The organism is Legionella septentrionalis (assembly GCF_003989745.1).
GTDB lineage: Bacteria > Pseudomonadota > Gammaproteobacteria > Legionellales > Legionellaceae > Legionella_A > Legionella_A septentrionalis.
Genome location: NZ_RZGS01000008.1, coordinates 1 through 24965, shown reverse-complemented (window position 1 = coordinate 24965; position 24965 = coordinate 1). Strand labels below are relative to the sequence as shown.

Genomic DNA, 24965 nt, shown 5'->3' with positions numbered 1-24965 from the left:
ACAAAAATTTTAAACGACTTCCTTTTTATTTAACTATAGTATCTATTGCACGCAAGACTAAGTCCGCAGCTTCCTTGGGATGCTCCATGGGAAACATGTGGGTGCCGGAGATCTCAAAATTGATTATGCCATAATGTTTTTTCATATAACGCAAATCAAACTTATCGATAACATTACTTTTACTGCCATAAATTAAAGCTGCAGGTAATTTTAACTTTCCTTCATGTTCATGCAATATATGCGGAATGGTGCGATAAATTTGATATTCGATGTGACGATTAAAACGCAGCGAATAACCATGTTCATCTTTTTGCATGCCATAATCAATATAATCCTGCAGGCATGCATCGTGAAATGTTTTAAAAAGTTTCCGGCTTTTTAAATAATGCAAAGCTTGTTCACGAGTGGGCCAATATTGCCGTCTGCCGCGGGTGCGAAATGCAGGGGTGATATGATCAATAATGCCCAGTTTTTTGGAAAATCTTAAAATATTGGATTTTAATCGCCCGATAATCGGTGAATCGAGTAAAATAACAGCTTTAAATAAGTCAGGTTGCTCAATAGCTGCAAGAAAACTCAGCACGCCGCCTAAAGAATGTCCGATAGCAATAACCGGCGAGGACGCTTGCTGTTTGATGCTCGCAACCACTTCATCAACCAAATAATGCCAGTTTTCTGTGACAGGAAAATCTGGAGAATGGCCAATTCTGTCGATAAAAAAGCAAGTGAATCGCTCCTGTAAGTGGAGGAGAAATTGACGGTAGCAAGGCGAAGGGAACCCGTTGCCATGGGCAAAATGCACTTGTTCTTTCATGAGAGAACCATTTTCGTATGCTCACGTTTTACGGATGCCACTGCATAACTGTAATAAACTGCCACTAATATCATATTAACCAAGCCTGAAGCAGCAAAACTAATTTTAGCGATTAATAACAGAGTGGAAAAAATAACCTGGGGCGTCACGGACACAGCAAATAAACGTGTAGAATCTTTAAAGCGAAGCTTCAATCCGAATAGGGTAGAGGCAAAAACTTGTCCTAAAAAACCCAAAATGAGCATGAGGACTAAGTAAAGTGAAATAAAAAAACCCAGCAACATTGGATAAATTAAAGCATCCGCCAATAACTTCATGTTTAAAATCCCACTTGCTTGCACCCATTTTTTGGCAACGAAAATTTCATTGGTATTGTTGGTTAATGTTTGAGTATATACGGAGTCTTCTTTTAATGTCCCAGGAATTTGCTGGCTAAAAAATAATTGCGGCACGGGCGGGCGGAAGTGAATTTGATTGCTGGTGATGAGCATCGTTAAGTGAGGATACTGTTTATTTTTTATCGAGGTGATGGAGCCTGTAGTATCAACGATGGCTACCACCTCACCCCCCTTATTTTTAATGAAGTATGGCGTAGGTTTATCCAGCGAAATTTTTCCATCTTGCACATAAAGAGGTGGCAATTCTTGTAATGGAAAAAGCACTTGCTCGTTAAAAAAGGTATTAAATTCAACGATCATTCGCAATGCCAAAGGAATCGTCGTCAAAGTAAGCAAAAATAGCAAATATAAAATCCCATAACCACGCCACCGCTTAAATACATCAACATACAGGCGATATGAATAAAAAGATAAATAAACAGCTTGCCAATATCGGTAAACAGGAGCATCCAGCGCGCGCAGCTTTCCCTTTCCCTTAATCATTCCATCCTCCTAACCGAATCCCGGTCTCCTGACAAAAAATATTTGCTTTGGCTAGATCAAGTTGAAAATTTAATTTTTCATATGCTAAATGCGTATCTGCAAATACGCGAACTAAAAACTTTATATTCCCGGTTACACTGAATAAATGCAGAATCTTATCAGAGCCCATATCATCAATAAAATCCACTGTGGCTTCTATGCTATTGGAAGCTGGCTCTACCGCTGGCAAAATATGTTCTGGCCTGATGCCAACTACCACTTTATCCCCTGAAGATCTGGCTTTAAGACAATTCGGCAGCGGTAGCTCAATACCAAGAACCGTCTTAATCTTATTGCTTGTAAGCTCAATACTACCCGACAAAAAATTCATTGGATAATGGCCGATAAAGCTTGCCACAAATTCAGTTGCCGGGCGCAGATAAAGTTCCATAGGCGTGCCAACTTGTTCGATGCAACCCTTATTTAACATCACAATGCGGTTGGCCAGCGTCATTGCTTCCGTTTGATCATGAGTTACATACAAACAAGTCGTGTTAAGTTTGTTATGGAGTTTTTTTATTTCATGTCGCATTTCCGTGCGTAATTTTGCATCAAGATTTGATAAAGGTTCATCAAATAAAAACACTGCCGGTGAACGCACAATCGCCCGGCCCATGGCCACACGTTGCCGCTGTCCACCCGAAAGCGAAGCAGGTTTACGCTGTAGATAATCATCTAACTGCAGCAAATTACTGACTTCTTCGACGCGTTCTTTGATAACTTGCTTTTTTATGCCGCGCATTTTTAAACCATATGCCATATTATCAAACACAGTCATATGCGGGTAAAGAGCATAATTTTGAAAAACCATGGCCATATTTCGTTGCGCCGGAGGAATTTTATTCACACATTGATCATCAATGAGAATACTACCTTGGCTTACCGAATCAAGGCCGGCCACTAATCTTAACAGAGTCGATTTCCCACTACCCGATGGGCCCACCACTGCTACGAATTCACCTTTTTCTATATTCAAATTAATATTGTTTAAAATTTTGTGACCATCACAAAATTTATTAACCGCTATCATATTTACTGCAGCCATTATTGTCTTAATCCTTTTTCAAACCAACGTTGTAATATAATGACAACGAGACAGGGAGGTAATAATGCAATTAATGCTACCGTCATAATGTAATGCCATTGAGGCACTTGATCGGCAACTCCAGCTAAATAATGAATCCCCATGACAATGGTGGCCATCTTCGGCTCTGTGGTAATGATAAGAGGCCATAAATACTGGTTCCATCCATACACAAACATGATAATAAACATGGCTGCGATATGAGAGCGTGATAACGGCAATAAAACGTCAATAAAAAAACGCACGGGCCCTGCACCATCTATCTTTGCTGCATCCACTAATTCTTTGGGTACTGTTTTGAAGAATTGTTGAAAAAGAAAGGTAGCAGTTGCAGATGCAATAAGCGGCAAGGTAAGGCCGGCAAACGAATTTAACCACCCCATTGAAGCAACCACTTGAAACGTGGGTACAATTCTTACTTCAACCGGCAACATCATCGTCAATAATATCAAAGAGAAGCACATTTTTTTGTAGGGAAAATCAAAATAAACCAGAGCAAAAGCAGAAAACAATGCAAGTGTTATTTTGCCAACAGCAATTAATACAGCCATAAAAAAACTATTCCATAGCATATTGGCTATTGGCTCTCCTCCCGTGGCGGTTATTCCATGCATGCAGACCACTTTCATGTTCTGCCACAGCATTTTCCCGGGGAAACTTGGCAGTGGCGCCTGCATCAGCGCAGATGCATCATGGCTTGCGGCGATGAGAGCCAAATAAAGCGGTAAAAACAAAAATAGGATGAATAGCCAAAGTAAACCATGGGGGATGGCGCGTAAACACCACGTGCGCAACTGCTGAATCATGATGCCTTTTTTGTACGCAGCTTTTTCGTGGAAAACAGCCTTAGCCTCAGAGCTTACGTTTAGCATCTCATTCATGATGTTTTCCATTGTTTCATTTGCTGAGTAATAATCGTTGTTTGAGTCATTGATAGTAAATTTTTTTTTCAAGATAGCGAAATTGCAGGAGGGTAAGTCCCAAAACAATCAGCATAAGCACTACGGATTGGGCAGAAGAACTGCCGGGATCCATGCCAATAAATCCATCTTCATACACTTTATAAATTAATGTCGTGGTACTGGATTGCGGACCGCCATTCGTAATGACTTGAATCATGCCAAAAGTATCAAAAAAGGCGTATGCCAGGTTCATGACAAATAGGAAAAAAGTCGTAGGTGCCAGTAAAGGGAAAATAATTTGCCAGAATCGCCGCCAGGAAGAGGCGCCATCAATAATTGCAGCTTCTATCAAAGAATTCGGAACAAGCTTTAAGGCTGCAAAAAAAAATAAAAAATTATAACTAAATTGCTGCCAGGAAGCGGCAATAATAATTACAATTAAAGCTTGGGATGGATGAATCATGTAATTAAAATCAATACCCCACCAGCCCGCCAGGCCGGGCAGCCAGCCAAGAGCCGGATGAAACAAAAAACGCCATAAAATAGCCGCAACGGCAGGAGCAACCGCGTATGGCCATAGCAACAGGGACTTATAAAGGGATTGGCTCCTGCGTCTGCCATTTACCAACACGGCAAGACCTAATCCAAAGCACATCGTCAAAGCAGTAATGGCGATGGCTAAAACCGCTGTAACCCCTATCGCTTTTCCATAATCTGGATTTAGGAATAAATCAATATAATTTTCCAATCCGGCAAATTGCGTATGCAAATCAAAGGGGTCACTTAAAAACAAGGATTGCACAATAGCGCCGAATGCTGGCCATATAAAAAATAACAAGGTGACCAGTAACTGGGGTGCAATGAATAGAAATGCAATTTTAGAATGGTGAGTAAATTTGGCCATTAAAACGTCAGGATTACTAATCTCTCGTGAGTATAACGAGTATCCACGCGAAATAGAACAAGCGTATCAAAGTCTGATCGTATTTAGCTTCCGCACCGAGTATTTACCTAACTCAACCCGGCTATTTTCGTTTACCAGGCTCGATATTATGTAAATAAGAATTCATGCATGTCATTAGCCGGAAACGCTGGATACAAAAGCAATTCGTTAAGCAGTGGGTTGGAATATGCATGACCTTGCAAAATCAGAGGAAGTCACCCAAGATGAAATTAGGAGCGGTGTGGTCGAATCGACCAAATCCGGATAGCAGTTATTTCGATGGAGTGGAGTCATAAAGGGACATAATGAAATCCATGCAGCAAACTCCAGAACTGTACCGTTGCAGTATTTCAGCGTAATGGTTGGTATTACAAAGTGGGATAATGATAGCAATTCAAAAAACTTATCATTTATCCACTAACCCTCGCGCTGCAAATGGGAGATGCTAAAGGACAAACGTCCGTCCTGAAACTCCCTGCTTAGCGTGGGAAGCCGCATTTTAAACTGATAAATTAGGTTTAAAAAAATGAAAGCCTGGTTTAGCAAGTTAATTCCCAAAGTTCTTTTAGGAGACAGGGATTTACAAAAAAATTTTTTCCTGTCCTTGATATTAAGCACTTTTCCTGCTGCTTTTTCTCTTGGTGCTACGGTATTTAGTTATTCGGTTTTTCTCTCCACTTATCCTACATCCTGGATTCCTTACTGGATGCTTGGCGAAGCCATCACCATTTTCCTGCTTGGGAATCTTTTTTCTCTATACACTCCAAAAAATCTAAAAAAATACGTGCAAGCCAGTTTCTTGGCCATTGGCTTCATTTTAATTTTAGTCCTATTTTTAAACCAGGCGTCTTGGTATTGGGCGCCATTTACAAGCATCCTACTCTTTAGAGCTTGTGCGAGTATTCTTGCCGCGATCATGTGGAGCTTTATTTCAACGTTATTCTATTACCGGCAGTTTAAAGCCATTTTTAATCGTTTTACGGTCACTGCATCATTATCATCCATTATGACGCCTCTTTTATATGCAGGCATTACTTCTTTTTTGCCAATCTCTTTGCTGCCTCTTGTGTTCATTTTATTTTTAGTCATGGCTTTTTTTATTTCTGACTTTACCGTAAGAATCGTTGCATCAGATGCAAGCGAGCAGGATAAAAATAAGATTAGCTCTCGCTCCCCTTTGCATTACCCATTGTTTAGGACATTAGTCCTCTTGATAGTGCTCTTTACGACGATATTCCAAATAGCTGAGTTTTTATTCAGAACGCAACTGGATCTTAATTTTAATAAAGAGGAAATTGGCACGTTCGTTGCTCTCTTTTTATCCGTATGCAATACCATATCATTAGGCACACAATTACTCGCGTCAATGGTATTTGCAAGGATTAAATTTTCTAACGTTCTGCAATTTATATTGTCATTAATTTTAGTTATGGGCACCATTTATTGGCTTTACCCTTCACTTTGGCTAATTGCAGTATTAAATGGCTTGGGAGTTATTTTTTCCTATGGTTGGCTTACCATGATTTTTAAAAATATAGTCAATGTTTTTCCTCCGGTTATCATCATAAAAGGCGAAATCTTTGTTAAATCTTATTGTGGTCCTATTTCTGTTATTATTGCAGCATTTTTTGCTCTAATCTCAACGCATTCGACCCTTTTTATAAACTATCTTCCGCTTCTTTTTATTGTATTTTCACTCCTTGGAATTTTACTTTCTATTGAACTTTTTAAACGGTACTCAATGACATTAAAAGAAATGGTCATGACCAGCGGTTTTTCAGTTATCACACGTGATGAAAAAGAGCGGGAGTACATCCAAAATTTAGTATTGACAACCTTAAACAAACCTTCAGTAGGTCCCCTTGAAATAGCCTTAATCACTCCTAAATTGTTTGCAACACCCCCTTCTTTGCTCTATCAGATCTTGAGTGATAATAGAAAAAAAGAGATACAAGATGTAGTCATTCATGTGTTAGATCAATATCCACCTGATAGTTTAAATGCCAATAAATTAATCGATCTTTACCGGCATGCTGAACTAAACCTAAAGGCACGGGAATTATTATATAAACTTTTAAGTGACGTTCATTCGGATATTCTTATTAAAGATGCTAAAGCAAGGCTTAAAGAAAATCCCACTGCAAAAAATGCCTTACTGATGTTGTTAAAAAATGGCGATGTCAAAGACTATCTGTTCGCAATTGACTTAATGATAGACTTGGTTAAATCACCGCAAACAAAACATCGGGTGATTGCTGCTAAATTGCTGCATGCATTGGGACCTGGACGACTTTATGATTTAAAGGGAAAATTATTAACGGATAAGGAACCATTGGTACGCCTTACTGCTTTTCATAATTTGCCGGCACAAGACGTATTGGATATGTTGCCTGCTTTAGGGAAATTTCTAAACCGCAATACAATTAAAATTTTACATCAGCGTTTTGAGATGAAAAAATTGCTTCCTCTGGCGAAGCAATTAATGACACTTTATTATAAAAATCCCCATGAATACAGGGAATCGGCACAAGCATTCATTGTTCCCTTACCTCATCAAAGTGTCGAACCCTTCATTATTGAATTCTTAAAAGAAAAAAATATTTATTTAAGAACAATCATTGCCATGCAATTGTTAGAGCGAAAATTGAAAGTTACTTTTTCCAAACCACTCGTTAACTCCTTGCTCGATGCTTTACATTTTGAGACGTCTCTCATTCAGCAATACAAATTATTGCTCAGTTTGGATAGTTTGCAATCCGTTAAGCCTGTATTACACAATCGCATTTACTATGCCAAACAACGTTTTTTATACTGGTATGCTTCTTATCATGAAAACACAGTAAACATTTCGGCAAGTATTGCCAAAATAAATCCTTATTATGTCACGCGAGCCAACAAAAATATTCAGGATAAGGCAATTGAATACCTCATTGCCAATGAAAATAAATTAATTCTGCGTAAACTTATAGAAGCTGCTTTTACCGATGCCAGCCATTTAAAGCAAGAACCAAAAACAGAGGATTGGGAAGCGATATTAATCGATGATCCCTGGCTTATGCAGTGCTTGTCGAAATACTTAATTGGAGTAGCGACGGAAATGAATCCTTTACAACGTACTATTGCGTTACAGCAAACAGACTTTTTCGAGTCCTTACCCGACGAAGTATTGTTTGAACTAGGACAATCCTGTGAGCTTTTGGACTGTGCTCCCGAACAAGTCATCATCACGGAAGGTGAAGAAGGAGACAGCCTTTATGTGCTCGTCCAAGGCGAGGTACTGATTTATAAAAATAATGAATTGCTTGCAAGCCTCAAGCCGTTTAAATGTTTTGGCGAAATGGCTTTTTTTGGAGGAAACAAGCGCACCTCTACGGTGATAGCAAAAGATCGTGCTTTATTGCTGGTGCTTGATAAAGAGCATTTCTTTACTATTACCAATGAATTTCCGCAAATTCTCCACAATATTACCCAAATTATTTCCCAACGTTTTCAGGCACAGATTGCCATGCTAGAAAACAAAATAAAAAAAACACTTGATGAAAATGAGTTGCCCAAACTTGATTAATTAACATGTCTTTTTAGACTGCGCTTCAATAATTGTATATAAATTGGTGGATTCTTTGCCAACTGCACGATGGTAGTGGAAGTCAGGCAACAAACCATTAACGGCAAGATCAGCAGATAATTTTGGGTAAGTTCGACAATCAACACAATGCCTGTGACAGGGGCCCGTACTGCTGCTGAAAATAAAGCTCCCATTCCAGCCACAGCAAACATTCCTGCATGCACCGTGACATCGCTTATCAGCGATTGAACAATATAAAATACGGCTAATCCTAATAAAGTCCCCAAAGCAAGCATAGGCGCGAAAATTCCGCCAGGTACTCCAGTGCCATAACAAAAGACAGTGAGAATAAAACGTACCGCCAAGAGCAAAAGCAACACCCCAAATGCCGGTTCCATCGTTAAGGAGCGCTCAATGATTTCATACCCTCCCCCGACGATGTCCGGATAAATATAAGCTAAATAGCCGACCAATAAACCGGTGAGAAGAACATAAGCTTCGCGTACGCGCATGCTTAAGCGGTCGATGAGCCCCAAACTTTTCATTAAAATTAGATTGAAAAAAAGCCCTGCGAAACCAACGACAACCCCTAAAATAAAAAAAAGCCATAAGGAACTTAAACTGGGGAGCTGGAAAACGTCCATGGGAATAACAGGGGCAGCACCGATTATCATATGTAAAACAATCGTAGCGCTCACGCAACTGATGGCTACTGTTTTAAAATTGGTAAACGAGAAATTAAATTCATTACGCATTTCTTCTATTACAAATAAAACCCCGGCCAGAGGAGCATTGAACGCGGCGGCTAAACCTGCAGCGGCCCCTGCAGCAATTAAGGTATCGCGTCTGCGGCGAGAAATCTTGAACCATTCGCCTAACATCTCACCAAGATTTCCCCCCATCTGGATCATAGGCCCTTCGCGTCCAAGCACCATTTTGGCAGAAATAGCCAAGACACCACCTATAAATTTTACAGGCAGCAAACGCCGCCAAAAAATGGCGCGCTCATGCAGCAAAGCCCCTTCAATTTCCTGCACGCCGCTGCCAGCAGCTTCAGCCGCCACCCATTTCACTAAAAGCCAGGCACCAAACACCATGCACATGGAAATCAATGCGGAAATCAACCCTGCCGGCCACTGCTGTTCATGGGCATAATAAAACCCAAAGGCTAATATTTGATTGACTTTTATAATAGTCAGCTGCAAACACGAACCAAGCAACCCGGTAAATGCTCCCAAGAGAATTGCAACTCCATAAAGGAGAAGAATTTTAGTGCGCATTTTTGCAAATCATCTGCATTAAATTATTGATAATCCGCAATCCCGCTTGCTCATGCATAGACAAAATGGTTTCCGGATGAAATTGCACAGCCTGGATTGGCAACTCACGGTGAGCAATCGCCATCACCACGTCATCTTCACTGACTGCCGTAATTTCCAACTCATCAGGCATATGATCTTTTTGCGCATACAGGGAATGATATCGGCCAGCTGTAAATTCCTTACCCAGCCCTGCGAACAATCCCTCCTCGTTCAGCACTTTGATAAGGGATGCTTTACCATGCATGGGATAAGCCAATACTCCCAATTTACCACCGAAATATTCAACAATGCCTTGCAAACCTAAACACACGCCAAACAAGGGTATATTTCGCTCAAGTACGGCCTTAATAGTTTGCTGTAAATTGAAATCTTGAGGCTTTCCAGGACCAGGCGACAATAAAACCAAGTCGTATTGGTTGCTGTTAAGATAATTAAGCGCATGCTCAGAACGCACAGTAACGACCAGAGCTCCAGTTTGGCGAATGTAATTGGCCAAAGTGTGTACGAAAGAATCTTGATGATCCACTAAAAGAACTTTTTTACCGGCCGCATGCAACGAAGAGCACCAGTCTTGCGGTTTAGACGCAGCGGTATTTTCCAGCAAATCCATAAAAGCCGATGCTTTAAGCCTTGTTTCCTCTTCTTCCGCCTCCGGTTGAGAATCATACAATAAAGTCGCGCCAACTCTGATTTCAGCAATACCTTCTTCAATGCGCATGGTACGTAATACCAAACCAGTATTCATATCACCATTGAAATTCAACCAGCCCACCGCTCCGCCATACCATCTACGTGGTGATTTTTCATGTTGTTCAATAAAATTCATTGCCCACAATTTGGGAGCGCCCGTCACCGTGACTACCCACATATGGGTTAAAAAAGCGTCTATGGCATCAAAACCTTCACGCAATTTCCCCTCGATATGATCAACCGTATGGATTAGGCGCGAATACATTTCAATTTGTCTGCGCCCGATGACTTTCACACTACCTGCTTCACAAATGCGTGATTTATCATTGCGATCCACATCCGTACACATGGTTAGTTCAGACGCTTCTTTTTCGGAATCCAGGAGTAACTGAATGTTATATGCATCTTCGATTGCATCCTGACCTCGCTTAATCGTACCGGAAATCGGACAGGTTTCTACTCGTTTGCCCTGTACACGCACGTACATTTCCGGCGACGCACCTACTAAATATTCAGCTTGCCCAAGATTGATAAAAAAACCATACGGTGAAGGATTTTTTACCCGCATGCGTTTAAAAATTTCAGAAGGTTTGGCAGGACAATGCATGTAAAAAGTCTGGCTGGGCACGACTTCGAACAAATCACCGCATGCAAATCTCTCTTTAGCCTGATTGACTAAGGCAGCATATTCCCCGGGTTCATGATCACATGGTTTACCAGGTGTCCTATTTGCCTCATAAGCAAAAAAGTCGCCCTCACGTGGCAAGCCTTGCGTCGATTTACCTTGAAACTGAAAATCGTAACGTCTGACGAAAGCTTCTTCTTTCCTATGATTCACAACAAAAATTTCATCTGGCAAATAAAGTATCATGTCGCGTTGTTTCTCAGAGCGGGTTTGCTGCACAAGCACTTCTTCAAACTGGAAAATAAGGTCATAACCAAATGCCCCATACAAACCTAAATATTCTTCGTCATCTTCTTTAAAGAATGCCAGCAATGCTCTCAGCACACTAAAAACCGAAGGTTTATGGCTGCGCTCTTCTTCACTGAAAATTTTTAAACTGGGTGTCACCTCAAACTGATGCAGCTTCTTTTCTTGCGTCGTGATTTTTATATTTTCCATTTTCTCCATGATCTCGGTGAACATGGAAAGCAAAACTTCTCCGCGCTGATTTAATGCCTGGAATTGAATCACCTGGCCCGTACAAACAATGGCCAGTGGCGGATTATAAAACCCTATATCCCAACAAGTGTAACGGCCAGGATATTCAAAACTTGAAGCAAATAATGCACCGCGTTGTGAATCCAAACGCTCTAAAAGGGGTTCGATGGCCTTTGCATAGATTAATTTTTGCTGTTCATATTCAATATGAACACCACTTGCTGTCTTCACCTGTAGCAACATAGGAATCTCACTTTTTTCGTTTACCCATTGTAAACACTGGGACTTTAAAATTGTACCTTTTATCTGCAACAAAAAGCCCAAGCACCTCGCACTTTTGTTTATCCGGCCTAATTGCTGCAAAAAACTTAAGATTACTGCGTTTTACCCGCAATAGCAGCAGGATACGTTAATTTTCCTGTCGTGCGTTTGGCTTATTCGCGCGGTATAATCTTTGCATTCTTTATTTGTATCTGCACCTTGCACTGGAGTCATCATGCCTTCATCTCAAGATTTAAAAAAAATTGCAGCCTTGGCTTGCATCGACTTAAACACTGCAAGCGCCGCCTCACTTGCGAAGGATGTGGATGCTATCTTAAAGTTTGTAGAACAACTGCATCAGGTGAATACTGAAGGTATATCCCCATTGTTCCATCCTTTAAATTTAAAGCAACGTTTACGTTTAGATGAAGTTAATGAGCCAGATCGAAGCCAAGAATTGGCGAAAATAGCCCCTTTATTTACCGATAACTTATACCTAGTGCCGAAAGTCATTGAACCAGGAAAATAACGCATGCCTTTATCATCACTCCGTGCATTAAGCGAGTCTTTACACACAAGACGCATTTCCAGTAAAGAGCTAACAGAATATTATTTAAAGCGCATGCAAAAAATGCAGGAACTCAACGCCTTTATCAGTCTGGATGAGGAACATGCTTTTAAAGCAGCCACAGCAGCCGATCGCTTGCTTCAGCAAGGGAGAGCACATGCATTAACAGGCATCCCCATGGCGCATAAAGATATTTTTTGTACGCAAATCATGCCAACGACTTGCGGCTCTAGGATGCTTGCCAATTTCCATGCTCCGTACAATGCAACTGTGGTTAATCGTATACAAGCACAGGGAGCAGTGCTGCTGGGCAAAACCAATATGGATGAATTTGCCATGGGCTCCACCAGTGAAACCAGTTATTTTGGACCAGTAAAAAACCCTTGGGATAAAACCTGCGTTGCAGGAGGATCTTCTGGCGGATCGGCAGCAGCTGTTGCAGCGGGTTTAGTACCGTATGCCACCGGTTCTGACACAGGCGGCTCAATCAGACAACCAGCCGCTTTTTGTGGTATCTCAGGGTTAAAACCCACGTATGGGCTTGTTTCACGTTTCGGTATGGTTGCTTTTGCCTCAAGTCTTGATCAGGCTGGGCCCATGGCTTATAGCGTCAGCGATATCGCCTTGATTTTACAAGTCATGGCAGGCTTTGATGAACAAGATTCAACTTCAGTCAAGCAAGCCATTCCGAATTATCTTAATCTTCTCGACACACCGCTTAAACCATTAAAAATTGGCTTACCTGCCTGTTTTTTTCAGTCCCAGGTAGATGCAGAAGTTCGGCAAGCTTTGCAAACTGCCATCAGCTTGCTCACTGAGGCCGGGCACGAGGTGATTGAACTTGACCTGCATTTGCAATCCTTATGGGTGCCCTGTTATTACGTCATTGCTTGTGCCGAAGCATCTTCCAATCTATCCCGATATGATGGCATACGGTTTGGCCATCAAGCTACCCAAGTAGAAACTCTCTTTGAGCTGATTACACGTTCGCGCGACGAGGGCTTTGGCCTTGAAGTAAAACGGCGTATTCTGACTGGAACCTACGTGCTCTCTTCAGGATATTTTGATGCCTATTATTTGCAAGCACAAAAAGTACGGCGCATGATTCAAGATGAATTACTGCAAACCCTGGAACACGTAGATGTTATTATTGGCCCGACAACACCTACTGCTGCATTTAAACTCGGTGAAAAAATAAGCGATCCCACTCAGCGTTATTTAGCGGATGTCTTCACAGTTGCCGCAAATCTTGCAGGGCTTCCCGCGCTCTCCATCCCAGTTGGATTCAGCCAAGGATTACCCATCGGCATGCAAATTATCGGCCCTCATTTTAGTGAAGCCCGATTATTGCATTTAGCCCATAACTATCAGCAATGCACCACTTGGCACCGGGCAAGGCCGACTACGGATGAGGACAGTTTATGAATTGGGAAACCGTCATAGGATTAGAAGTACATGTCCAGTTAAAAACAAAGTCAAAATTATTTTCCAATGCTTCGGTAAAATATGGCGCTGCGCCCAACTCACAAGCTAGTTTCATCGATGCCGGCCTGCCTGGCGTCTTGCCTGTATTGAATGAAGAAGCAGTGCGCATGGCCATTAAGTTTGGACTGGCTATTGCAGCGGAAATTAATGATTCATCCTATTTTGAACGCAAAAATTATTTTTATCCGGATTTGCCTAAAGGATATCAAATCAGCCAATTTCAACGCCCTATCATCAGTAACGGCCAGCTGGGGATTAAAACGCCCACCGGCTTAGCTAAATACGTCCACATTGTGCGTGCCCATTTGGAAGAAGATGCTGGAAAATCCTTACATGACATTCACCCGCATTATACCGGGATTGACTTAAATCGCGCCGGTACACCGCTATTGGAAATTGTCACGGCTCCCTGTCTTTTTTCGGCTGAGGAAGCAGTCGCTTATTTAAAAACGTTGCATCAACTCGTGCGTTTCCTGGGAATATGCGATGGCAATATGCAGGAAGGTTCTTTTCGCTGTGACGTAAATATTTCATTACGCCCGAGCGGTGAAAAAAACCTGGGGACAAGAACGGAATTAAAAAATCTCAATTCATTTCGATTTATTGAGAAAGCAATTCGCTATGAACAATGGAGACATCAGGATTTGCTGGAGACGGGACAGTGCATAAAGCAGGAAACCAGGTTATATTCTCCTACTACCGATACTACCCAGCCAATGCGGGAAAAAGAAAGCGAGCATGATTATCGTTATTTTCCAGATCCGGATTTACTGCCCATTCAAATCACTGAGGATGATTTGACCACAGTCAGAAAAAACATGCCGCCCTTGCCGCACGAGATTCGTTTGCAAATGCAGCAGGAGCAACAATTGTCCGACGGCGACATTGAGTTTTTATTATCCTCCCCCGCACTCTATAATTTTTTTTCTGAAGTCAAAAATCAAAGTAAATCCCCCATAAAATCCATTGTGAACTGGTTAAAAGGCCCCTATTCAGCCGCCTTGAATGATGCTGGATTGACTTTCGACAATCCCCCAGTACCGGCCGCCCAACTTGCCTTATTGCTGGATAAATTGCAGCAAGGCCTGTTATCAGCCCAAATTGCAAAAAACGTTTTCTCAAAACTAATCTCAGGTGCTAAAGACGTCGAAGCAATCATTGCTTTGGAAAACCAAGGCATGAATACCAATCAAGCAGCGCTTGCCGAATTAATTGAAACGATCGTTGACAATCATCCTCTGCAAGCTTGCGATTACCGGGCAGGAAAGGAAAAATTATTAGGCTTTTTTGTAGGCTTAGTTATGCGAGAAACGAAAGGCAAAGCCGATCCTGCACAGGTAAGTGATTTACTGAAAACTTATTTATCTAAAAGCAACTGATAAAGCCGCTTTCAGATAAACTGATAAGCATTGGCTTTATCTTCTTCTGCTTCAGCTGCTTGTGATTCCTGTTTTGCATTAAACATGCTGTGTTTAACCAACTCACATTCTTTGTGCTGATTCCTTAGCGCAATTAAATCAATTGTTTTAGTAAATGAAATGCGGATTGTATGAACTGAATTTGGGGCAGCAAGCAAGATTGTCTCCAATTCCAGGGTATCTTTCGTTTCAAATTTGTTATCCATTAAATCGATGTGCTGAATACCTTCCGGCAACGCAGCCATAACTTCTTGCATTTCTTCTGATGTTTTTTGGTAAAATTTATTATTGTTTAAGCTAAGCTCTTGAACCAAGGGCTTAAGCCCTTTTAATCCTGTGATGAGCTCCGGATTGTCCATATAACCCAATTCATTATCGGCAAGATAAACTTTTCTAATCTGCTCCCCGGAGTTGACCAGCGTATGATTGAGTTCTGTTCCCGAAAGTCTCGTCACCAAATCATTACTGCTCAAATCCAGTACATCATCCTGTGCGGGTATTAATTGAATTGTTGTAATAATTTCTTCAATGCTTAATTTATTTAATGCTAAGTGCATATTGACCTCTCTGCCTAGGCTGGAAAGGGATCATACTGCAAAATAAGATATAAAAACAGACAATATGATGAATTATTTTATTTTTTGAACAATTAATTTCTCAAAAAACCAGCGTAAAACACTAAAAAATTTCATCGCTTTTTAGCGCAAATAAAAAACAGTAAAGATAAAATTTGTCTATACTTATTACAAATCAGCCTTTATGAGTTGAGCCATGCCCCGTGAAGAAAACCTGCAGGAATCTCTTCAAAAAGATACAGTCAAACCCATTGAATATATTGGCGGAGTCATGGATGAAGAAACGCGCCCTCTTCTTAAAAGATACATTGAAAATTTAAATCCTGGTGAAGCGGCATTAGTGGTCTTTCGCCTGGAAAAAGGAGCTAACAGCAGCGTCTTACTTGAATCCAATATCCAGCAAATTTCTGGCCATGACTGGAATTATGTGTCCGGTGGGAACCAGGACGGTCCCATGCAAGAATTGGTAGACAATCTTTCTAAAAATGCAGAGGAAAATCGCGTAGCAAACAAGCTCTTTTCTCAAGGTAATGCCAAAATTAAAGCATTTGACAATCATGGGATTTGTTTTGGTCTGGTAACAAAAAACGCAAATGAGGAAATCACCAGTATCAAGGGCATTGTACATCAGCAGTTAAACATGGGTTTAAACGGTGATTTGGTTCTACACGAAAGCGATATCATCATGAATTCCTTAATTGATAATGGGATATTTCATGAACGTGGCAGACCCCGTCCCATTCATATCAAAACCTACGGAGCTGGCGGCTCTTCCCACAAAGATGTCGCACCGGGCACGATGACGACTACCGAAGGTGTTATTGATATCCGTACTCATGTGGATCCACTTTGCCTGATTGACTATCTGGAAAAATACTGCAAAACGCAACATGAGCGCACACGAATGGACACAACCAGTTTAAATAAAGAATTGGCTTACACAAAATTTTACAAATTGGCTGAAGAAATCAAAGCTCAGGCTCAAGATCCCAATTATACCGGCATTAATATGGTGCATGATGTAGCTAATCTTGCCAGATTAGCCGCAGATGCCACTGGCCATAGCAGCGTTAAGATTATGGAAAAAATGCGCCCCGAAGATAAGCGTTATTATGGGGAAATCACTTATGGTACGCCAAATTCCGGCATTTTTACTATTCATAGAATGAGCGATGATAAAGAAGGCCAGCCCTTTGAAGGAAACAGTGGTCAAAATCGGCTACAAAAAGAATTACAACTCTTCTTGCAGCAAATGAGCATTGGCTATAAAAAACATGCGGAAGAGCTGCATAAATTTATGGAAACCAATGATGTCTATTATGAAAATCAGCAAAAATTATCTGAAAAAATCAACCGCTTGTTAACTCACCCACTGAGTCAGGAAGTCCAAGTTTTAACTACAGAAGTACAGGAAGCCTACCAAAAATGTGCAGCTGAATTGAGCGAATGCTATGGAATGGTGCAACACTTACTGAAAGTGTATGCACAAAGCCATCATGATGCGAGGATTCAACGTTACTGTCATGACAATATAAATGCTCTCAATACACAAATCCACCAGCTGCAAAGCCAAAGAAATGAGCTTTTGGAAACGCATATTAAAGATTTGGAAAACCATGATGAATTTAAGTTCAAAGCTCAGGCTTTATCCGGACACTTAAGGACTTTTTATACTGATTTAATTGATATTGAAAAAGAAATTGCCCGAAAAAACAAAAGTATCTATCAAAAAATAAATTATAAAGATGCCGACATTGCCCTACAGAACCACATTGTTTCAGATAAAAAAATGTATGAGGCATTCTTTAAAAAAGAAGCGTCTGATTATGAGTTTAGCATCACCGCCTCTGGAAATTTATTCTTTACAGAACATGATAAAAAAGCAGTTGGGCGATATGGTGCTAAAACAGTCGAAATGGAAAACCAGTTATTTTTACAAATTATTCACCATTCTATTGCCAATCACATCTATATAGCCGAAGAACACATCACAAAGATTGCAGCGGATCCTTTGGAAATTGACCCTTTTGTATCCAGGGAATTAAATGCGTGGGCTAACGACCATACCATGACCGTTCAGGATTATGTTGATGCATTTATGTGGGCAAACAACGGTCAAAGTTTCGATGATTTTCCAGAAAGTGGACGTTGGACGACGGCTGAAAATTTATGTAAAGACGAACGCTATAGCAAGTTATTTTATAATTTTGGAGGGGAACAGAACCCCAAAGTCATCAACCCATTTTGGAAAGAAATCGGTACAGATTTAATTAAAGAAATTGCAGAAGGTAAAGCTTTTCTGGGAAAAGCTTTTGCACACATGGATTTTACTGGTGCGCTGAAAGAGCAAAAAGAGCAATTGCAACAACAAGCCAAAACGATTTTAAATGCACCCAATCATCCTGATATTGAAAAAGATGTGCGGCTGCTTTTTACTAATTTTTTAAATTTAATGGCACCCATGCACATGCCCACTCAGGGAGATGATGAGCCAAGATTTAAAGTGTATGCACGAACCATCCCTGTCCTTAACACGGGCTACGTTGAGGGAACAATTTCGGACTGGGACCAGCCAATTTACAAATCCACCAATACGGCAGTACTTGATCGGGAAGCCGCAAAATTTGTAACTGCATCCCAAGGTAAAAAAATTGGGGGCGGTGTAGCCATTGTCGCCGCAGAAGATGTCTCTCCATCTGAAACTATCTTCTCGGCTAATGTCGTTTTAGCAAAGATGTTGAAAGCACAAAAAAGTGGGAAAAATGCAGACATGTATGCGCTGGGCCGTGAATATTTGCACTCTTTAAATCATGATCCTCATTTAAACTTGGAACAAGATCCTGAATTAGCTCAACAAATCGCAAGAATCAGGACGATGGTCAAAGCTTATCAAATCAATCATGCATCCTCTCATGCCCATGGTTTTTTTGGCCGTACAGCGCCTCGATTCCCTGAAATTTTATCTTTGTACGATATTGATAAAAATTCGGCTAATTTAGGCCAGGAAGCCATTCCTGCACTAAGCCGGATTCATGAAGAAAAAGGTGCTGTCGTGGCTATTAAAACAACCGAAGAACTTTTGAAATGGGCGACACATAATAATATTACTGGTATGGATGGCGTTGAGCGCATATCCATGGAATTGAAGGAGCATAAACCGCTTTTCAATAATCCAAATAAAAATTCCACCAATTAATCAAGCTTAGTAGCAAATAAAAAGCCAACTTAAGTTGGCTTTTTATTTTTGTATTTATTAGTGATAAGGCTTCACAATAACCGTAGTCCCGATATCCATAAAATTCTCATTTAACCATTTGGCAGCACTTGGCAAAACCCGAATGCATCCGTGGCTAGCATTGTAAGTGGGCACTTCATAGGCACCATGGATGGAATAACCGCCATTAAAGTGCATGCAATATGGCATTTTAGCTCCACCATTCGTTTCAATAGGATAGATACTCGAAGTGCATTCTTCCCCTTTTTTCGAATAAACTTTAAACGTACCAGTCACTGTACGACAAGGCCGGCCTACATCCTCGCAGAAATCCTTCCCTCCTGATGCGCTACCGGTTCTAACCCGTTTGCCTTGGGCATCATATACTGCCCAAGCAGCAATCTTAGGATCGAATATAAATACTTTTCTGCCTGTAGCCTGGCGCTCCTCCGGGAAGTAATTGCTGCCGCGGCTATCCATGCTGTAATGCATTGTGTGATGCGCATTACCCGCGTCGTCAACTACAACGGTGGATGGATCAATAGGAGCACAAGCTACAGTTCCTAAACAGAAAGGCAAAATTATTAATTTATTTTTCATGTGTCAATCCTCCCTATTTTTCTATTTTATCGGGCAGACTGACAATTTATTTAGCATTTTTTAATAATTTTTTTAACTATCTGTTTTTTTTATAATCTTTTTATCTTTAATCAGTAACTTGGCATCTTCCGGTGGAAGCATGGCCAAGACGGCTAAAAGGAGTTGTTCGTCGCTGCATTCAAAACATCCCCCACGCGGCGGCATGGCATTAATGCCTTCATTAGTATGATTTAACAAGGAGGCAATTCCTTGCTTTATACGCGGTTGCCAGTCATGAACATGGCCCATACGCGGGGCTCCCAGGGAAATCAGTGGCTTTTTTGCATGACAATTCGCACAGTAATGCTGCACTATTTGCTCCCCTTCGTCTTTAGCTCCAGCCACTTCTTTCAAAAAATCCTGAGGATGGTGGCTTGCGGCGCATACGGCAAACACTTGAAACAATAACCCCAGCATTAAACCCAATTTCAATTTTTGATACATTCTATTTTCCCATCGGACATCAAGGTGCAAGTTGAAATGAACACGACTTAACATTTATTCGTTAAAGATTATGATTATATAAAAAATATATGGTAAAATAACTACTTTTTGAACTTTAATTACCCATAAAGCCAATTTTATATTTGGAGTGATATTTACCGTGTCATCTGAATTTTATAACTTCTTAGAAGAAACCGATTCTCAGTACCGTCAGCAGCTGGTTAAATTACCATTGTTTGATATAACACACACTGCAACTTGGGAGGATTCTCAAAAAAAAGCTTTTGCAGCTGTGTTTTATCATATACGCGGACATTTTGTGAATTTTATGTGGTATGTAGCCAATTTTGCCGATGACCTGAGAATTAAAAAAATCATTTTTGAAAATATTCAGGAAGAATTGGGCATAGACAACAGAATTTCCCATGAAAAATTATACGTGCGATTTGCTGAGGTTTGCGGCGTTGATGTACAGCATGAAATAGCATATGAATCTAACTACCTGCCTTTTGCAAGAAAATTCAACCAGACTCATCTACAGTGGCTTACGGAACATAGCCTGCAAGAGCAGTTTGCAACTTTTGCCGCCTATGAAAAGCTTGATAATACAGATTACCCATATTTAACTGCATTAGCTCAATCCCTGGCCATTCCTAACGATGCTCTGACTTTTTTCAAAGTCCATGAAAGGGTAAATCATTTTGATGTGACAACCGAAATATTAAAAGAAATTTGGATTGCTGATGCAGAAAAAGTTAAAAAAAGCTTCAATTTCATATATTCGCATCAATTAAACATGTGGCAGGAATTATCAAATATGCTCTGTTAATTATAAATATATGCGCATTATTTTACATATTGAACATAAATAAACGATATGCGATAATATTTGCGCAAATATAAGAGGTTTCTAAATGACCAACTCCATCCACTCTATAGTCCCCATCGTTGACAAAGGATTGAAGTATACCTTCTGGCGACCTTATCGTGGTGTGTTTGATGTTGCCTTTACGCTCATTTCCCCTGTGACTTACCCAGCTTTTTTTGCCGTAACTGCCCTAATAAACGGCATAGGCGCCCTTTTTTATTTGGCAAAGGCAGCTGTAGGTTTTATCGCATCCGGGTATTTATCCCTTGTTGAGCAATCCTGGGCAGCAGAACAATGCTATGAGTCGGCATTAAATTCCCTAAAAAAAGCACCGCCCCATATGGCACTTACACTAGCTTGTGCTGTAATAACCTTGTTGTCCCCGCTTATGACTGTGATCGGGGCAATAAGCCGAATTGGCGCAACGGTTGTAGAAGCTCAGGCTCCAGGAGAAGGTCGTACATTCGGTTGCTTATGAGTCATATTTCTGCCTGGCAACACAAATTACGTTTAAAATAACCAGACTTAATCAATCTTCGGGAACTTTAAAGTAAAATGTGCAAATTCATTGGATTTTCCCTGACAATAAATATCGCCGCCTGCGGCTTTCATCAGTAATTTGCAATAAGCTAAACCAACTCCAGTCCCACCCTTACGATCGGAATAAAATGAGTCAAATATTTTTGCAGCTTGCTTAGGATAGATACCTTTTGCAGTATCTTTAAAGTTTAAGTAATTGAAATCATCGTTTTTATCTCCTTGAGTCAGCCAAATCTCAACGTCGCCTTTTCCGGTTTCATCGATATAATCCATACTATTTTTTAATAAATTCCAGATAAGATTTTTAAATGCAACTTCTTCTATCCAGACGAGAAAATCACTTTGTAAATCGACTCGCAGCAATTTTCTTTGCTCTTTTCTGAAAGGGTATTCTTGCAAAGTTCTAACCATTAGATTGCTGACGGGTTGAATGGTGAAACGCGTCGTATCAAATTTTTCATGTTGAATGTTATTAAGTTGCATGCTGATCAATTGATTTCCCAATTCAATTCCGCGATTTATTTTACTCAAACTTCGCTTAAGATCTTTTTGAATAGCAGGGTTTTTTAATTTATTAATGATCATATCCTGCAACTCAGCCTGCAAATGAATACTGGCTAAGGAAGTACGTAAATCATGCGCCAGACTTCCAGCTAAAAGCCGCATCCCTGAAATCTTGTCGGCGTGGCTAATTTCCCTGTCTCTGGCGAAAAGAGCGCCGATAATCACTGCTGCAGCGAAGGTCATGCTTAAACTGAATAAAGATATTTCCCCTGGAATATAAGATAACGTGTGCTCCCCTAAAAAATAACTCGTAAAAGCCAGGCCAAAACCTAGGAACATCAGGATAAGAGCATCCATGACGCGGGTAACTAATAAGAGCAAAAAGATTGCAGACACACAATTCATAAGCCAGATGGTTGAGCAATTGTGTAACAAGGTTAAATAAGAGAAAAAGAACGGCAAACAAAATAATAAAGTGACATACCACAGCAGAGGTAAACATTTTAGTAAGGAAGACGGCCAAAAACGGGTAGAAAAAAGCAAAGCGCATAAGCAAGTGGCAGTTACCCTGAGGATATATTCTTCTTTCAGGAGGATAGCCTCTACTCTCCATACCAAACCAAATACAGGAAAATTTATTAGCATCACGATGGCAAACAAATTAATCTGCTTGCTGGATTCAAGCGTTTGCTTGTTCATGTAGCTGAAAAGAATAGAGATATGGTTCCCAAGTCCCCGCATAATTTTTTCTTAAGCAATAATATAAACTTCAATAATATCATATTTATACACAATGTGAGCAATTACTACCAACGGGTGTCCTGCGGTATACTAGACTAACTTGCGTGAATTTAGGAAAGATAAGCGTAATTTATCACTAAAAAGAGTAAGTAAAGCCCCACCAAGCACAATAACCACGCCCAGGATGTGGGCAGGCTTTAACGTTTCCCCCAATAAAACCACACCGCAAAGCACGACAAAAACCGGTTCAAGGACCGATAGAATGGAGGCTTTTTCTGAACTGACATACCTTAAACTGTACAATAATAATAAAATGGGAAACGCCGTGGATAATATGCCAATGCCCAAAAGATTCAGCCAAACATCGCCTGCAACCGGTATGGAGAAACTCTGATTGAGTAAGCTTAGACACAAGCAGCTTAGCATACACCCTAGGGAAACCATCAATGCGGATAAATTTGCAGAAATTATATTTTTTTTACTGAAAAAAATATAAAAGGCATAAAAAGCCGCCGAAATAACGGCAAGAATGATACCGATAAAATCAAGTTTCATTTCATGAAGATCGACAAATAGCAACATACCCATAAAAATCAAAAACATTGCTACATAATAAGCTGGCGAAATTTTCTGTCCGTAAGCAAAAAAATTACATAAAATTACTATGCCCGGATAGGTAAAAAATATGACCATGGCCAAACCAGAGCCAATGTACGTGCAAGACCAAAAATAAAGAACCGTGGAAAAGCTATAAAAAGCAGCACCGTTTAGAAAAGCAAACCCAATGTCGCGCCATGAGTCTTGAATGCGTTTTAAAGAAGGCAATAAAATTAAAAAAATAACCACGCTTGAAATTAAAAATCGCCAAAATAACATGGTGCTGGCAGAAATTCCTGCCTGCATGACGCTTAAGCCAAAATAACCGAGAAACCCATATAAAAATCCGGATAAAATAGCGTAAATACTACCGCGGTGCTGCTGTATGGCCATGATGTTTTAACTTCTGGATGATTATAATTTTATTTGGCTTTATTCGTATTAGTTTCATCTGCGTTAATACTTTAGCAAAAGCATACCTTGCAAAGCAATGTATGAGCAGGCACTCCGGCCTATGCCGCCCTTTAAATTTCTGCATTGATCCGCTGTATTTCAAAGCCAGGATAGTTACTGTGCCGGCTTACTTTCTAATCTGACCAACAGCATAATCTCTTAATTCACTATCAGCAGTTATGGATGATTTATGGCTCTGATTTGCAAATAATATTTTTAAATCCTTATTTTTTGCAATATTTCCTGGGCATACTAGAATCTTTTAAAGGTAATTCATGCAAGATGAATCTTTACAAAAAATGGAGAAACTATGCAATCCTCACTCTGCAAACTAGTTATATTTTTCAGCTGGTTCATTTGGTTTTCCAATAGTTTTTCCGATACTCCTTCCAAAGATATTCCTATTCTTGGCAAAACTCTAACTCAAGCCAAACAACAACAAATGACGCCCAAGCAAGCCTTGCAGCGACTAAAAGAGGGAAATCAACGTTTTTTAACGAATACAACCATAGTTCGTGATTATCATGCGCAGGCAAAGCAGGCAGCTTATGGACAATATCCTTTTGCCGTGGTTCTTAATTGTATGGATTCGCGCAGTGTGCCCGAATTGTTTTTTGACCAAGGATTGGCTGATTTATTTACCCTAAGGGTTGCCGGGAATGTGCTTAATAATGATATTTTAGGAAGTGTTGAATTTGCCACCAAGGTAGTAGGCGTACGTCTTATTGTCGTTCTGGGGCATACTTCTTGTGGGGCGGTAGCAGGAGCTTGTCAGCAGGTCAAAATGGGGCACTTAACCGATGTTTTGAATAAAATTGCACCTACTGTTAAGCCAGTTATGGAAGTGACTGGGTTAAACAATTGTGATGATACAAAGCTGATCGATGAAATAGCTAAAGCCAATGCCCTGCAAGTAGTCCGAGATATGCAAGAAAAAAGTTTAATACTTAAAGAACTGGTTAAAAACAAGCAAGTAGGTATTATTGCAGGCTTACATGATATTAAAACGGGTCAAGTGTATTTTTTTGATGAAGAGCAATCCATACCCAATTAGCTATCCGCTAATAACATGAGCAATTAAGAAAAACGGCATTAATCCCTTGCATAGTAGGCAACGTCCCTAAAGTTTTTTAGACAAGATTTCATCTTAAATTGAGCACAAATTTTTCTATTTCACTTCGATCTACCCCCTCTCCCACGATAGGAGCTTTGATAGTATGATGATGCCCTTCGCGGGAGAGGGTTGGGGAGAGGGA

The 24965-nt window shown here is 40.4% G+C and carries 20 protein-coding genes; 8 read left to right on the top strand and 12 right to left on the bottom strand.

Annotated features, from left to right (window positions below; genetic code table 11):
• Positions 1-25: 25 nt before the first annotated feature.
• From ELY11_RS04300 to ELY11_RS04280, 5 genes are all read right to left on the bottom strand, one after another.
• Complete coding sequence (locus ELY11_RS04300; protein ID WP_126953559.1) at positions 26-814, bottom strand: alpha/beta fold hydrolase; 789 nt, start codon at positions 812-814, stop codon at positions 26-28.
• Positions 811-1695: a DUF1189 family protein gene (locus ELY11_RS04295; RefSeq protein WP_126953558.1), complete on the bottom strand. Its 885-nt coding sequence runs from the start codon at positions 1693-1695 to the stop codon at positions 811-813. Before ELY11_RS04295 ends, ELY11_RS04300 begins: the two co-directional genes overlap by 4 nt.
• Positions 1688-2779 carry an ABC transporter ATP-binding protein gene (locus ELY11_RS04290; protein ID WP_127032587.1) on the bottom strand — a complete coding sequence of 364 codons (1092 nt, stop codon included), beginning with the start codon at positions 2777-2779 and terminating at the stop codon, positions 1688-1690. The genes ELY11_RS04295 and ELY11_RS04290 overlap by 8 nt, the downstream gene beginning before the upstream one ends.
• Positions 2779-3624 carry a sn-glycerol-3-phosphate ABC transporter permease UgpE gene (ugpE, locus tag ELY11_RS04285; protein WP_126953575.1) on the bottom strand — a complete coding sequence of 282 codons (846 nt, stop codon included), beginning with the start codon at positions 3622-3624 and terminating at the stop codon, positions 2779-2781. The genes ELY11_RS04290 and ugpE overlap by 1 nt, the downstream gene beginning before the upstream one ends.
• A 121-nt stretch (positions 3625-3745) precedes the next feature.
• Positions 3746-4624: an ABC transporter permease subunit gene (locus tag ELY11_RS04280; protein ID WP_127032586.1), complete on the bottom strand. Its 879-nt coding sequence runs from the start codon at positions 4622-4624 to the stop codon at positions 3746-3748.
• A 565-nt stretch (positions 4625-5189) separates the two neighbouring features.
• Here ELY11_RS04280 and ELY11_RS04275 point away from each other — a divergent pair.
• Positions 5190-8228, top strand: coding sequence for a cyclic nucleotide-binding domain-containing protein (locus tag ELY11_RS04275; protein ID WP_127032585.1), 3039 nt, complete (start codon positions 5190-5192; stop codon positions 8226-8228).
• Here the strand turns inward: ELY11_RS04275 and clcA are convergent.
• On the bottom strand, positions 8225-9508 hold the full coding sequence (gene clcA / locus ELY11_RS04270) for a H(+)/Cl(-) exchange transporter ClcA (protein WP_127032584.1): 1284 nt from the start codon (positions 9506-9508) through the stop codon (positions 8225-8227). The two genes, ELY11_RS04275 and clcA, sit on opposite strands and share 4 nt — an antisense overlap.
• Positions 9498-11645 carry an anthranilate synthase component I gene (locus ELY11_RS04265; protein ID WP_127032583.1) on the bottom strand — a complete coding sequence of 716 codons (2148 nt, stop codon included), beginning with the start codon at positions 11643-11645 and terminating at the stop codon, positions 9498-9500. The genes clcA and ELY11_RS04265 overlap by 11 nt, the downstream gene beginning before the upstream one ends.
• Before the next feature lie 253 nt (positions 11646-11898).
• On the opposite strand from ELY11_RS04265, the gene gatC reads away from it, so the two are divergent.
• Genes gatC through gatB form a run of 3 tightly spaced genes read left to right on the top strand, consistent with a single transcriptional unit; the run spans position 11899 to position 15095 of the window.
• Positions 11899-12192, top strand: a complete 294-nt coding sequence (gene gatC / locus ELY11_RS04260; RefSeq protein WP_256478742.1) for an Asp-tRNA(Asn)/Glu-tRNA(Gln) amidotransferase subunit GatC — start codon at positions 11899-11901, stop codon at positions 12190-12192.
• Between the two features lie 3 nt (positions 12193-12195).
• Positions 12196-13656, top strand: coding sequence for an Asp-tRNA(Asn)/Glu-tRNA(Gln) amidotransferase subunit GatA (gene gatA, locus ELY11_RS04255; protein WP_126953552.1), 1461 nt, complete (start codon positions 12196-12198; stop codon positions 13654-13656).
• On the top strand, positions 13653-15095 hold the full coding sequence (gene gatB / locus ELY11_RS04250; RefSeq protein WP_126953551.1) for an Asp-tRNA(Asn)/Glu-tRNA(Gln) amidotransferase subunit GatB: 1443 nt from the start codon (positions 13653-13655) through the stop codon (positions 15093-15095). Before gatA ends, gatB begins: the two co-directional genes overlap by 4 nt.
• An 11-nt stretch (positions 15096-15106) precedes the next feature.
• On the opposite strand, the gene ELY11_RS04245 is transcribed toward gatB, so the two are convergent.
• On the bottom strand, positions 15107-15691 hold the full coding sequence (locus tag ELY11_RS04245) for a leucine-rich repeat domain-containing protein (RefSeq protein WP_126953550.1): 585 nt from the start codon (positions 15689-15691) through the stop codon (positions 15107-15109).
• A 214-nt stretch (positions 15692-15905) separates the two neighbouring features.
• Here ELY11_RS04245 and ELY11_RS04240 point away from each other — a divergent pair, with 214 nt between their 5' ends.
• Complete coding sequence (locus ELY11_RS04240; protein WP_126953549.1) at positions 15906-18905, top strand: hypothetical protein; 3000 nt, start codon at positions 15906-15908, stop codon at positions 18903-18905.
• Between the two features lie 57 nt (positions 18906-18962).
• Here the strand turns inward: ELY11_RS04240 and ELY11_RS04235 are convergent, their stop codons facing one another.
• Positions 18963-19523, bottom strand: coding sequence for a L,D-transpeptidase (locus tag ELY11_RS04235; RefSeq protein ID WP_126953548.1), 561 nt, complete (start codon positions 19521-19523; stop codon positions 18963-18965).
• 72 nt (positions 19524-19595) lie between these two features.
• The gene (locus ELY11_RS04230) at positions 19596-20006 is read right to left on the bottom strand and encodes a c-type cytochrome (protein ID WP_126953547.1); all 411 of its coding nucleotides are present in this window, start codon (positions 20004-20006) and stop codon (positions 19596-19598) included.
• Between the two features lie 160 nt (positions 20007-20166).
• Here ELY11_RS04230 and ELY11_RS04225 point away from each other — a divergent pair, with 160 nt between their 5' ends.
• A complete protein-coding gene (locus tag ELY11_RS04225; RefSeq protein WP_233579642.1) occupies positions 20167-20835 on the top strand; it encodes an iron-containing redox enzyme family protein in 669 nt (222 codons plus the stop codon).
• Between the two features lie 85 nt (positions 20836-20920).
• On the top strand, positions 20921-21352 hold the full coding sequence (locus ELY11_RS04220; protein WP_126953545.1) for a hypothetical protein: 432 nt from the start codon (positions 20921-20923) through the stop codon (positions 21350-21352).
• Positions 21353-21399: 47 nt separating this feature from the next.
• On the opposite strand, the gene ELY11_RS04215 is transcribed toward ELY11_RS04220, so the two are convergent.
• Together ELY11_RS04215 and ELY11_RS04210 are read right to left on the bottom strand one after the other, a co-directional pair.
• On the bottom strand, positions 21400-22659 hold the full coding sequence (locus ELY11_RS04215) for a sensor histidine kinase (protein WP_127032582.1): 1260 nt from the start codon (positions 22657-22659) through the stop codon (positions 21400-21402).
• A gap of 90 nt (positions 22660-22749) precedes the next feature.
• Positions 22750-23649 carry a DMT family transporter gene (locus tag ELY11_RS04210; RefSeq protein WP_127032581.1) on the bottom strand — a complete coding sequence of 300 codons (900 nt, stop codon included), beginning with the start codon at positions 23647-23649 and terminating at the stop codon, positions 22750-22752.
• A 370-nt stretch (positions 23650-24019) separates the two neighbouring features.
• On the opposite strand from ELY11_RS04210, the gene ELY11_RS04205 reads away from it, so the two are divergent.
• The gene (locus ELY11_RS04205; RefSeq protein ID WP_127032580.1) at positions 24020-24763 is read left to right on the top strand and encodes a carbonic anhydrase; all 744 of its coding nucleotides are present in this window, start codon (positions 24020-24022) and stop codon (positions 24761-24763) included.
• Positions 24764-24965: the final 202 nt, after the last annotated feature.

What these genes read in the sequence shown, in the direction of transcription:
- ELY11_RS04300 (WP_126953559.1), bottom strand. Translation starts at nt 814, where the DNA reads ATGAAAGAACAAGTGCATTTTGCCCATGGCAACGGGTTCCCTTCGCCT.
- ELY11_RS04295 (WP_126953558.1), bottom strand. Translation starts at nt 1,695, where the DNA reads ATGATTAAGGGAAAGGGAAAGCTGCGCGCGCTGGATGCTCCTGTTTAC.
- ELY11_RS04290 (WP_127032587.1), bottom strand. Translation starts at nt 2,779, where the DNA reads ATGGCTGCAGTAAATATGATAGCGGTTAATAAATTTTGTGATGGTCAC.
- ugpE (WP_126953575.1), bottom strand. Translation starts at nt 3,624, where the DNA reads ATGATTCAGCAGTTGCGCACGTGGTGTTTACGCGCCATCCCCCATGGT.
- ELY11_RS04280 (WP_127032586.1), bottom strand. Translation starts at nt 4,624, where the DNA reads ATGGCCAAATTTACTCACCATTCTAAAATTGCATTTCTATTCATTGCA.
- ELY11_RS04275 (WP_127032585.1), top strand. Translation starts at nt 5,190, where the DNA reads ATGAAAGCCTGGTTTAGCAAGTTAATTCCCAAAGTTCTTTTAGGAGAC.
- clcA (WP_127032584.1), bottom strand. Translation starts at nt 9,508, where the DNA reads ATGCGCACTAAAATTCTTCTCCTTTATGGAGTTGCAATTCTCTTGGGA.
- ELY11_RS04265 (WP_127032583.1), bottom strand. Translation starts at nt 11,645, where the DNA reads ATGTTGCTACAGGTGAAGACAGCAAGTGGTGTTCATATTGAATATGAA.
- gatC (WP_256478742.1), top strand. Translation starts at nt 11,899, where the DNA reads ATGCCTTCATCTCAAGATTTAAAAAAAATTGCAGCCTTGGCTTGCATC.
- gatA (WP_126953552.1), top strand. Translation starts at nt 12,196, where the DNA reads ATGCCTTTATCATCACTCCGTGCATTAAGCGAGTCTTTACACACAAGA.
- gatB (WP_126953551.1), top strand. Translation starts at nt 13,653, where the DNA reads ATGAATTGGGAAACCGTCATAGGATTAGAAGTACATGTCCAGTTAAAA.
- ELY11_RS04245 (WP_126953550.1), bottom strand. Translation starts at nt 15,691, where the DNA reads ATGCACTTAGCATTAAATAAATTAAGCATTGAAGAAATTATTACAACA.
- ELY11_RS04240 (WP_126953549.1), top strand. Translation starts at nt 15,906, where the DNA reads ATGCCCCGTGAAGAAAACCTGCAGGAATCTCTTCAAAAAGATACAGTC.
- ELY11_RS04235 (WP_126953548.1), bottom strand. Translation starts at nt 19,523, where the DNA reads ATGAAAAATAAATTAATAATTTTGCCTTTCTGTTTAGGAACTGTAGCT.
- ELY11_RS04230 (WP_126953547.1), bottom strand. Translation starts at nt 20,006, where the DNA reads ATGTATCAAAAATTGAAATTGGGTTTAATGCTGGGGTTATTGTTTCAA.
- ELY11_RS04220 (WP_126953545.1), top strand. Translation starts at nt 20,921, where the DNA reads ATGACCAACTCCATCCACTCTATAGTCCCCATCGTTGACAAAGGATTG.
- ELY11_RS04215 (WP_127032582.1), bottom strand. Translation starts at nt 22,659, where the DNA reads ATGCGGGGACTTGGGAACCATATCTCTATTCTTTTCAGCTACATGAAC.
- ELY11_RS04210 (WP_127032581.1), bottom strand. Translation starts at nt 23,649, where the DNA reads ATGGCCATACAGCAGCACCGCGGTAGTATTTACGCTATTTTATCCGGA.
- ELY11_RS04205 (WP_127032580.1), top strand. Translation starts at nt 24,020, where the DNA reads ATGCAATCCTCACTCTGCAAACTAGTTATATTTTTCAGCTGGTTCATT.